We start from the raw sequence: 6828 nt of genomic DNA, 5'->3' as shown, positions 1-6828 counted from the left end.
AGCTGCTCTCTGGCACTCCCCCCCGCTTAAAAATTGAGGTCTTTGTTTGACTAGCTGACGATTTAGGTGAACAGCCTCTAACACAGCCTCGATCGCTTTTTCTTTTTCAGCTTTCGTTGCTTCCTGATCAAAATGATCACAGACTTCCATCAAGCTCGAATATACTGATCGAGCTGGATGAAAGCTAGCATGAGGGTGTTGATCAATATACTGGATCGTTTGATAGAATTCTTTCGTTGAAAAGTCTTCATAGGGACGGCTCTGTAAATAGAGTTGCCCCTGATGAGGTTTGATAAAGCGACACAGCAGATGACTCAGACTGGTCTTTCCAGATCCAGATTCACCTACAATGCCAAAGCTTTCACCTTCTTCTAACTTAAATGAAATCGGACCTACTTGCATCCCCGATGCAGAATGACGGTGGGTGAAAATCAGATCTTTACAGGTCAAAATGGTCCCCATCTGTAGCTCCTTTCTGTAAACGAGGGGTTGCAGCAAGCAACTCTTTTGTATAGTCTTCTTTTGCGGACTCCAACAATTGGACCGTAGCTCCTTGCTCAATGACCTGTCCCCCACGGATCACAAGCATGTGATCACTCAAGGCTGCAGCAACTGCCATATCATGTGTTACTAATAGAAGAGACAAGCCTTCTTCTCTTTTTAAGCGGGCTAATAAGTTCACAATTTCAAGCTTTGTGACCACATCGAGCGCACTGGTGGGCTCATCAGCTAGCAAAATCGTCGGATAAGAGACCAGTGACAAAGCAATTGCGACCCGCTGCATCATGCCCCCACTTAGTTCAAAGGGATAAGCTGGCGCAATCTTTTTCGCTTCTAAACCAACCAAATCCATACATTCTTTGAAAGAACGAATGTTAGGAGTCCGCCCTTTTAGACTTTTGACTAGGTCCTTGTAATGGTTTTCGATGGTTCGTCGATCATAAAAAAAGCGCCCAGCCTGCTGGCTGATCCAAGCTATCTCACTTCCCACAAAGGAGAAGGGAGAGGCCTGCTGGAGTTGTTCCTCTCCTTGCCAACGATACTGGCCTTTTACAATCCAGAGATCTCGCAAAGGGAGTCCTAGCAAAACCTTTAGTAGGGTAGACTTCCCGCTGCCACTTTCTCCAACAATAGCCAGGCTCTGAAATTCTCCTAATTGAAAGGATACATCTTCAAGAATGATCCGATCCTTGGATTGGACCGTTAGGTGTTGAAGTTCAAGCATACTTATTCCTTTGTTAATTGATTGGTTATATGGTAATAGTCTGAGGCACTCGATGCGAGCCCTGACACGCGGTCATTCATAATGACTGCCACCTTAAACGTCACCAAAAAGCTGATCGGTAGATCCTCTTGAATCTCCCTTTGGAGGTCCTTACTCAGCTCTTGACGCTTCTCTTGATTGCCTTCTATCCCCAGAGTTTGAATGAGTTGGTCTACCTTGTCGCTCTTATATTTTCCAAGATTAACTGAACCGTCTGAAGCCAGTGAACTCTTAAAGAAGGGGTAGGGGTCGCCTACAGGAGTCGCCACCATGGTATAAGGCGTAAACGAATAATCTTCTGCTGCAGCAATCGAGCCCACTTCAACAGTCCGAATCTTCACATCGATCCCAATCTGCTTCAAGGCAGCTTGTGTCGCCTGAACTGCTAAAGGAATCTCTGGCAAACGCTCATAAGAGAGAGCTGTCAATGTAACCTTTTTACCATCTTTATAGCGAAACCCATCTGCTTTTTTCAAGTAGCCTGCTTGGTCCAAGAGCTTCTCAGCTTCCTTGGCATTCGCATTTGGAACAGGCTCTTCTAAAGCAAAAGGAAAGCGACTTGGAAACGGACCACTTGTAGCTTGGGAACCTTTTTGAAAGAGCGATTGACTATAGGTCTTTCGATCAATCACCAAATCAAGGGCTTTTCGTAGCGTCTTGTCTTTCATCCAAGGATCTCGGAAATTATAAACATAAGAAAGATAGCGCGAGCCATCCACTTCTGAAATCCGATAACCTGTTTTCTTACGATAAGAAGCTAGATTGAGCGCCGGCATCCCATAAGCCGCATCGATCTCACCAGCATCTAAGGCGAGACTCATCGAGGTCGCATCTGAAAAGGAACGAATCTCCACCTTCGCTACTTTGGCTGCCCCATTCCAATAATTGCCAAAGGCCTTTAAACTAGCCCCATTTTCTGGACGAAAAGCCGTCATCTGGAAAGGACCTGTCGCAACGACCGATTTCCCAGTCGACTCCTTGGCTCCGACATGAAGAATGGTCGAATAAGGATCTGCCAATAGATTCAAGAGAATCGGTTGAGGCTCTTTGGTTTTGATCCGAAGGGTATGATCCGTCGCTGTTATTTGCTCGATCATTAATTCACCTGCCGCCCGCTGATTGGAAGCCAAAAGATGTTCCAAAGACTCCTTGACCGTCTGAGGAGTCATGAGACTCCCATCATGAAATCGCACCCCTTGACGGATCGTGATCTCCCACTCCAGAGGGGACAACTGCTCACCTTTGGTGGCCAGCCAGGGTTGGATCTGTAGCTGATCATCCATTTTAAACAGGGTCTCTCCGACCCCATAGCGCACTGTAAACCAGCCATTGTACTCTTTGACTGGATCAATATTGGCCGGAAATTGGGTATAGCCCATAGTTACTGTATCACGAGAAGAGACCGTTTTTTCCTGGCTCTCCTGAAAAGCCCTCAAGCCTAGCAAGCAAATTCCTGCTAAAAGGAGCGTCCAGCAGAGCTTGGCCCAAGATCCTTTTTTTCTTTTAAAAACCAGCATGTTCTGCTAGATACCCCTCTTCTTCTTTGGTCGATATTCTCCCTAAAATAGCATTGCGATGAGGATAGCGTCCAAATTGTTGGAGAATCTCCGCATGCATCTTCTCATACTTCAAGCGTTTTTCGAGCCCCGGTTGATCAAACAAGCGCAAGGCTACTTCATGGACGACTAAGGATTCAGAATGCATAAAGGGCATGTAGAAAAAACCTCTTTGTACAACTGGTAGATCCAAGGCTTGCTCTAACCCTTCTTGGGCCAAGACCAAGGCCAGGGAATCTGTCGCAAATGCTTGAGCCGTCCCTCGAAAAATGTTGCGAGGAATCTGGTCCAAGAGCAAAATCTCTGCTAAACGACCTTCTGCTGTAGTGCGCCAGCCAAACAATTCCCCACGACTAGCCTTCCAATAGAGTCCCTCAAAGCGCTCCCGCATTTCTTGGTCCAAGGCATCCGATTTTTTAAACCAATCCTCTGGCTTCAACTCTTCAAACCAAAATCGTACTACTTCATTCATGCCTTATTCCGCCATAATTTTTTCTTTGGTTTTTTCATCCAAAGAGTCATTCATCCGACCATACTTGTAACCAGCCAAATCCAAGGCTACATAAGTAAAGCCAATTTCCTTCATAAAGTCATTGATCTTGTCATGCATTTGGATCGCTTCAAGAAGATGGTCCTCTTCTACTTCGATACGGGCCAAGTCCCCATGCACGCGCACGCGGGCTTGCTCAAAACCAAGTCCTACAAGGAACTCTTCCCCCTCAAAGACGCGTTGGACATTTTCCAAAGTGATTTTTACCCCGTATGGGAAGCGTGAGGCTACACTACAAGACGGAACCTTGTTCCAATTGGAGACGCCTCTTTCCTTAGCCAATTGACGAATTTCTGTCTTATAGAGACCCGCTTCTTGCAAGACACTACGTACTCCCGCTTCGTTTCTAGCCTTGATACCTGGACGGAAGTCGTCTATATCATCCATGATCATGCCGTCAACCAATTGCTCAAATCCCAATTCTGTGACAGAATCCTTAATGGTTTGGTACATCAATTGCTTGGTGTAATACCAAATATTAGGAGTGTTGGCAGCAATACGCGGATCACTCAATTCTCTCATCTCAAGCCCCAGTATTGGTGCCCCCAACTGATCCGCCAAATCAAGCGCTAAATTAAATTCCTCATCTGAGAAGAGTTCTGAATTCACCACTGCTGCAATCACATTGTCAGGCCCTAAGGTGTCCAAAGCAACCTTTAAGAGATAGGAACTATCAATCCCACCAGAATAGGTAATGGCCACTTTTCCGATTTCCCGCAAAATGTCTTGTAATTTTTCTTCTTTTTCTTTTCTGATTTGTGCTTCTGTTGCCATGTTAGAATGTTTCCCTTCCAATTAATTCTTCGATGCTTTCTGTATCCAAAATAACGATCTTTTGCTGTCGAATGTCTAAAACACCCTCCCGCTTTAATTCATTCAGAATGCGATTGACACTGTTTCGGGTTGAAATCCCACAAAAACCAGCAATATCTTCGTTGGTAATATTAAAGTCAATCAAGACACCATCGTCCTGCTCTACCCCAAATAAGCTGCACAGCTTTTGTAGGTGGAAACAAACCGCGCCTTTTTTCCCATTCATCATCATGTATTGCTGGGATTCCATACTTTCAGACAGTTTATTGCGATAATAATCCCGTACGTAGTCTTGCAGTTCCTTTTTCTCTTTGACAAAGGTCCAAAACTTAACCCGAGGAATCCGATAAAAGCTTGCCTCGGCTGTTTCCACGCGTACGTTAAAAGGCGAGTCCGTATAATTGGATACCTCGTCCCGTAACAGGGACACAATATCTGTCGCCTTTAAATAGGAAAAGTTAAATTCTCGACCATCACGCATGATGACACTGGTCTTTACGACCCCTTCTTTTAAAATATAGATGTAGTCCTCTTTAATCCCGCGATAAGAGAGGTAGCTGTGGTATTTTTTCTTGATAATGGGCGTTCGCCTCTCTTCCAAGAATTTCACTAAAAATGCTGAATCCACGCGCGATTTTCCTCCTTCTTCATTCCTTTGTAGAAGTCACACTAATGATACACCTGTTCTTAATTAGTATAGTTAACATTTGTTAACATCAATTAGTACACACCTCTTTTAAAAAAGAATTATACTATAAGTATCAGTATTAATAAAGGAGATCGCAAATAATGGTAGAAATTAAATTACCGTACGACAAAAAGACGATTGTTGCAAAGATTCCAGATGAAAACTTTGCAGGATTGTTAGAGTCTAAGGCGGAAAACTTCCATAACCCACTGTCTGAAGAAGAAACTGTTGAACGTTCAATGGATAATCCTATCGGCAGCCCAACTTTGGAAGAGCTTGCTAAAGGCAAAAAAGACATCGTGTTGATCAGCTCTGACCACACTCGTCCCGTTCCTTCTCACATCATCACCCCAATCATTTTGCGTCGTATTCGCTCAGTTAACCCTGATGCACGTGTGCGTATCTTGGTTGCTACTGGTTTCCACCGTCCTTCAACTCGCGAAGAATTGATCAACAAATACGGCCAAGAAATCGTTGACAATGAAGAAATCGTTATGCACATTTCAACAAATGACGACGACATGGTTAAAATCGGTCAACTTCCTTCAGGTGGGGATTGTATCATCAACAAGATCGCTGCTGAAGCTGACTTGTTGCTAGCAGAAGGATTCATCGAATCTCACTTCTTTGCTGGATTCTCAGGTGGACGTAAATCAGTCCTTCCAGGTATCGCTTCATACAAAACTATCATGGCGAACCACTCAGGTGACTTCATCAATTCTGATAAGGCACGTACTGGTAACCTTGACCACAACCCAATCCACGAAGATATGCTTTACGCTGCTCGTACTGCAAACTTGGCCTTCATCGTCAACGTTGTATTGGACGGCGAAAAACACATCATCGGATCTTTCGCTGGGGACATGGTTGAAGCCCACAAAGTTGGTTGTGACTTCGTTGCAGACTTGGCACGTGTGTCTAAGATCGAAAGCGACATCACAATTTCTACAAACGGTGGTTTCCCACTTGACCAAAACATCTACCAAGCTGTTAAAGGGATGACTGCAGCCGAAGCTTCTAACAAAGAAGGCGGAACAATCATCATGGTTGCTGGATGTGCAGACGGTCACGGTGGAGAAGGTTTCTATCGCAACCTTGCTGACGTAGAAGATCCAAAAGAATTCTTGGAACAAGCTATCAATACACCTCGTTTAGAGACTGTCCCAGACCAATGGACTTCTCAAATCTTGGCACGTATTTTGGTACACCACCATGTTATCTTTGTATCTGACCTTGTAGATCCTGCTTTGATTACAGGTATGCACATGGAACTTGCAACTTCATTTGACGAAGCACTTGAAAAAGCCTTTGCACGTGAAGGAAAAGATGCTAAAGTAACAGTTATCCGCGACGGACTTTCTGTCGTTGTTGAATAGAATCAAACATGGATTTTCAACCCAATCTAGAACAGACACTCCGTTCTTTGCAAGCAGGTCATCTCTCCGTTGAGGATGCGCTTGAGCAAATCAATGGAGTTAAAGAACTAGGGTATGCAGCAATTGATACTGACCGGCAACGTCGCAACGGCTTCCCTGAGGTCGTATACGGCGAAGGAAAGACAGTTGAGCAAATTGAAGGGATCCTGCAATTTCTTTCAGAAAAAGAATTGCCGATCCTCACAACAAGGGTCTCTCTCCAAAAGGGAGAGGCTCTTTCTCAGCGCTTTCCGACTGGCCACTATTATCCAGAAGCTCGCTGCTTCGTTCTCAACTCTAAAAAAGAAGAAGCCGATCCTGAACACTACATTGCGGTCGTCACAGCAGGGACAAGTGATGTTCCTGTTGCAGAAGAAGCTGCAGTCACTGCAGAAACCTTTGGCCATTCGGTTCGCCGAATCTATGATGTGGGAGTCGCCGGCATCCATCGCCTCTTCAACCGCTTAGAAGAGATCCAAAAAGCCAGTGTGATCATCGTGATCGCTGGTATGGAAGGAGCTCTTGTCAGCGTTGTTGGAGGT

8 protein-coding genes are annotated in these 6828 nt (G+C 44.9%); 2 read left to right on the top strand and 6 right to left on the bottom strand.

What is annotated here, in order from left to right:
• The 6 genes from PAN06_RS12505 to PAN06_RS12480 all read right to left on the bottom strand — a co-directional run.
• A partial coding sequence (locus PAN06_RS12505) for an ATP-binding cassette domain-containing protein (RefSeq protein ID WP_269796481.1) occupies positions 1-462 on the bottom strand: 462 nt, incomplete at its 3' end.
• Positions 440-1225: an ATP-binding cassette domain-containing protein gene (locus PAN06_RS12500; RefSeq protein WP_269796480.1), complete on the bottom strand. Its 786-nt coding sequence runs from the start codon at positions 1223-1225 to the stop codon at positions 440-442. The genes PAN06_RS12500 and PAN06_RS12505, both read right to left, overlap by 23 nt.
• Before the next feature lie 2 nt (positions 1226-1227).
• Entirely contained in the window at positions 1228-2781 is a 1554-nt protein-coding gene (locus PAN06_RS12495) for an ABC transporter substrate-binding protein (RefSeq protein ID WP_269796479.1), read from the bottom strand.
• Positions 2768-3292, bottom strand: a complete 525-nt coding sequence (locus PAN06_RS12490) for a DUF924 family protein (protein WP_269796478.1) — start codon at positions 3290-3292, stop codon at positions 2768-2770. Before PAN06_RS12490 ends, PAN06_RS12495 begins: the two co-directional genes overlap by 14 nt.
• 3 nt (positions 3293-3295) lie before the next feature.
• Positions 3296-4144: an ATP-dependent sacrificial sulfur transferase LarE gene (gene larE / locus PAN06_RS12485; protein WP_269796477.1), complete on the bottom strand. Its 849-nt coding sequence runs from the start codon at positions 4142-4144 to the stop codon at positions 3296-3298.
• Position 4145: 1 nt separating this feature from the next.
• Positions 4146-4811 (bottom strand): Crp/Fnr family transcriptional regulator, encoded by a 666-nt coding sequence (locus PAN06_RS12480; RefSeq protein WP_223141572.1) that lies wholly within the window; start codon positions 4809-4811, stop codon positions 4146-4148.
• Between the two features lie 161 nt (positions 4812-4972).
• Between PAN06_RS12480 and larA the strand changes: the two genes are divergently transcribed.
• Together larA and larB are read left to right on the top strand one after the other, a co-directional pair.
• Entirely contained in the window at positions 4973-6247 is a 1275-nt protein-coding gene (larA, locus tag PAN06_RS12475; protein ID WP_223141571.1) for a nickel-dependent lactate racemase, read from the top strand.
• An 8-nt stretch (positions 6248-6255) separates the two neighbouring features.
• The coding region (gene larB / locus PAN06_RS12470; RefSeq protein ID WP_269796476.1) for a nickel pincer cofactor biosynthesis protein LarB at positions 6256-6828 on the top strand (573 nt) is incomplete at its 3' end.

It is taken from the genome of Streptococcus sp. SM3, from assembly GCF_027497875.1.
Note: the sequence above shows the minus strand (reverse complement) of the source record. Positions and strands in the feature narration are given on the sequence as shown.

What these genes read in the sequence shown, in the direction of transcription:
- PAN06_RS12500 (WP_269796480.1), bottom strand. Translation starts at nt 1,225, where the DNA reads ATGCTTGAACTTCAACACCTAACGGTCCAATCCAAGGATCGGATCATT.
- PAN06_RS12495 (WP_269796479.1), bottom strand. Translation starts at nt 2,781, where the DNA reads ATGCTGGTTTTTAAAAGAAAAAAAGGATCTTGGGCCAAGCTCTGCTGG.
- PAN06_RS12490 (WP_269796478.1), bottom strand. Translation starts at nt 3,292, where the DNA reads ATGAATGAAGTAGTACGATTTTGGTTTGAAGAGTTGAAGCCAGAGGAT.
- larE (WP_269796477.1), bottom strand. Translation starts at nt 4,144, where the DNA reads ATGGCAACAGAAGCACAAATCAGAAAAGAAAAAGAAGAAAAATTACAA.
- larA (WP_223141571.1), top strand. Translation starts at nt 4,973, where the DNA reads ATGGTAGAAATTAAATTACCGTACGACAAAAAGACGATTGTTGCAAAG.